This is a genomic window from Sulfuricurvum kujiense DSM 16994 (genome assembly GCF_000183725.1).
Taxonomy (GTDB): Bacteria; Campylobacterota; Campylobacteria; order Campylobacterales; family Sulfurimonadaceae; genus Sulfuricurvum; species Sulfuricurvum kujiense.
Map to the genome: position 1 here is coordinate 1 of NC_014763.1, position 3,421 is coordinate 3,421.

The window sequence follows — 3,421 nt, forward strand, 5'->3', positions numbered from 1 at the left end:
TGGATGGGGTGGGCGGGATTTCCTTGAAGGGAGTCTTTTAACTTGTCTCACTTACTGATGGTCTTTTTGGTGCTGATGGTGCTTGCACCCGCTCTGCATTAATCAAAAACGAGGGAATAATCACCCCTCGGACTATCTGCTACGCTCAAAAGCTCAAAAATGCCTCTAAAAGCGTTTTTTACCTCCAAAACGTAAAATCCCCCTCTTTTTCTCTCAAAATCGTTTTTAGGGCTGTTTCTGTGATTCTTACTGAGGCTTTTAAGCCGAAGAGAGGAACGAAGTGACGGGAGCTTATCTTAACGCAGTGATTTAAACACGATCAGCTCTTTCGTGGGGTCGAAGTATTGGCGAAGCAATGGAAGATTAACCCCTCGTTCTCAATGATCGCATTTTCTCTTTTCACCGCTTCCCAAATGCTACTTTTTTAGGGTCAAAAATAATAAGAGATTTCGGCCCGAAATCCGTCTTTATTTAAATACACCGTAGGGATAAACTTATTAGAGACTTTTATTAGATACTATTATAGGGGGTGTGAAAAACCCTCTCAAACGCCCTACACAAGGGGCTTAGCTGGAAATCTTTTAACGGGTGAATTGTCGTATTTTAACGGGTGAATTGTCGTATTTTAACGACCAAAACCGTTTTTTAGAGACCTTTTTATATTAAGGTCGCTTTAATATTTAGCGTCCTATACTTTTATAAAGTCTTTATATTACAAATGAGGTCGTTAAAATGAACCCGAGAGAAGCAAGAGAGCTCCTACAAAAGCAAAAAGAGGAGGAGGTTAAAGACCTCGTAAAGATATCGAATAGCCTCGTCGAGGGCTTCGTATCCAAAAGCAACGCCGTTGCCCTAAAGATGCTTTTCTATATCGCCAAACAACAGTATAAAAAAAACGAGTGGGACATCGTGGAGTTTACGCTATCGGCGGATGATTTTGCGAAATATTGCAACCTAGATCACCGCATAATAAAGGACAATATAAAAACAATGCGTAGCACTTCTGTAACGTTCGTAGAACGGGACAACAAAGGACGTATAACGGTCGAAGAGGGTATTGTGATCGTTCCGAGATCAAGATACGACTACACCACAAAAACCATAGAAATTACCATGTTTAAAAAGATCCTCGATTTAATCCTCGAAGTAGAGGAACGGTTCACAACCATAGACGTTAAAAACGTCATGGAGCTGGAGAGCAAATACAGCATCCGCATGGCGATGATTTTAGAGCAGATTTTCGGATTTAAGGGCAATCCTGAGAATTGGGACGTACAACAGCAAAAGAAGTTTTCTCTCGATGATTTAAACGATTTGTTTGGTACAAAGTACAAAAACTTCACCGATTTTGAACGTAAAGTTCTCAAACCGACAAAAGAAGAAATGGACGATAAAAGCGAGATCAGCTTTTCATACGTCATTAACAAGGGGTACAACTCTCCCCTTGATCGAGGACGACCGAAAGCTCTTTCGGTCACGATTAAACTCGTACAAAACAAACTTCGACAAAGGAGATTATTTTGAACGAAAAGCCTTCCATTGAGCAATGGGACATGATGCGATATTTTCTATCGAAACTCAATATTGATGAACCATTCGATCAGATTACCTGGGCGCAACAAATCAAACATATACAAGATACCGAAGGTTACTCACTAGATGACATTCGCTTTGTAATTGATTGGCTATCCAGTAGTAAAGGAACATGGTTTAAGAAAAACATACCTGATGCGTATATGCTTCGGAAACATTTCAAAACTATGCACGAAATAACTTGGGAAAACTCAAAAAATAAGCGAAAGGAGGAAAAATGCTAACCGAATCAGTCCGTGACATTATCGACATCGTTACCGTAGTGCTTTTGGCTTATCTCGTTTTTAAAAAAACGCCTACCCGAAATTAAAGATCGATTACCCTAAAAAAGTAGCTTTTGCTTTGCATTTGCCAAGATCAACAACAACGGAACGCCCGGAAAAATCTTTGATTTTGGAGGCTGTTGTTGATCGCGGAATGAGTGCAACGAATGGAGGGTAAGGATGATTTGCCCCGGCACGCCCGGAGAGAGCAACGCGAACGGAGGCTAGGCAAATAATCCGCGCAGTGAGCGAAGCGAACGGAGGGGGGGTGTCAGCCGATAAATAGCGTGGAATTTTCGCAGAAAATTAGAGCGTAAATTTATCGTGCGCCCGACTAAGATAGGGTGGCAAATTCAGCTTAGTTTTTGAGGCGAAAGACGAGGAAAACGGTCATTGCAGATACGGGAGTAAATGCAATGAAAGCTTAATTTGGGAGCGGGAAAATTTGGAATGAAAACAATAAGCTAAATGCTTATTTTTGAAATTTCATATTTCTCTCGTCCCACGCTATCTTAGTCGGGCGTTAGCCAGACACCCCCCTAGAGGGCAACGCCCGATAATCAATAAGCAGAGCGCAACGCAAATTTATGCGTTGCAGCGTCGCGCCAATCCCCGAACGCACGGGCGTTTCGGGGTGTCTTTGAATCAGTCGTAGCCCTTAGGCTATGAGCTGATTCTCTCCCCCGTCCCCTATTATGTGACCTATTATAAACCCCTATTATGGCGATGCCGTAGGGTTTATAATGCGGTAACATAATAACTTTGCTATGAAAAAGGAAAGTTATATGCTGACAGATCGAGACCTCGAAATGATCAAATTTACGAACATTTACGGGCGTACTTTTTTGCCCGTACTTGGGCGTACTTTTTTCCCGTCCGAGAAGATCGCACGGGACAGAATTGCGAAACTCGTGAGACAAAAAATAGTCCGATATATAGACACGGATAGAGTCAAAATCGGGCGGGCGGTTGTCCTCACTCACGAGACTCAAAAGTACCTAGTTGATATCGGCTTAGAGCCTAAAAAAGTGAACAGTGGATGGACGACTATTAACCACAATATCATCGAACAGACGGCGCACTATTGGCTCTCAAAGCTAGGGGAAGTTGAGCGCACGAGCGTAGCAAAGCACGGCGCGAAAATGGAACACGTCCCCGATATGATTCTGACCCTGCCGAGCGGTGGCCGTGTATTCGTCGAAGTCGAGACAAGCCGAAAAGCACGGGGGAGATACGACGGGATTTTCGAGAAGATCAGAAAAGAAGATCCCGCCGTTGTTCTGTACGTCCTCCCAAAAGAAAAGCAAATACAGAGCTTCGCTAAGTTCCTCCCCGAATATGAACGGGTGAGAGTGATCGACATTGACACCCTCATCGAGAACGTAAAGACAACGGGCAAAGTGAGCGCAAAATTTCAGCATGAGTTTTAAATGCTACTTTTTTGGGGTTCGTGATATAATTTCATCGTGAACAAGTTAAGAGCTCCTTCCGCCTGATTAACGGATAGAGGAAATGGGTGGCGATCTTCGGGTCGTCGCCCTTTTTTTTTGCCAAATTTTTGGCAT

3 protein-coding genes are annotated in these 3,421 nt (G+C 43.1%); all 3 read left to right on the forward strand.

Annotated features, from left to right (window positions below):
- Positions 1–732 precede the first annotated feature (732 nt).
- Complete coding sequence (locus SULKU_RS14140; protein ID WP_013461404.1) at positions 733–1,524, forward strand: replication initiation protein; 792 nt, start codon at positions 733–735, stop codon at positions 1,522–1,524.
- A complete protein-coding gene (locus SULKU_RS14145) occupies positions 1,521–1,817 on the forward strand; it encodes a hypothetical protein (RefSeq protein WP_013461405.1) in 297 nt (98 codons plus the stop codon). The genes SULKU_RS14140 and SULKU_RS14145 overlap by 4 nt, the downstream gene beginning before the upstream one ends.
- Positions 1,818–2,641: 824 nt before the next feature.
- Positions 2,642–3,286 carry a hypothetical protein gene (locus SULKU_RS14150; protein ID WP_013461407.1) on the forward strand — a complete coding sequence of 215 codons (645 nt, stop codon included), beginning with the start codon at positions 2,642–2,644 and terminating at the stop codon, positions 3,284–3,286.
- Positions 3,287–3,421 lie beyond the last annotated feature (135 nt).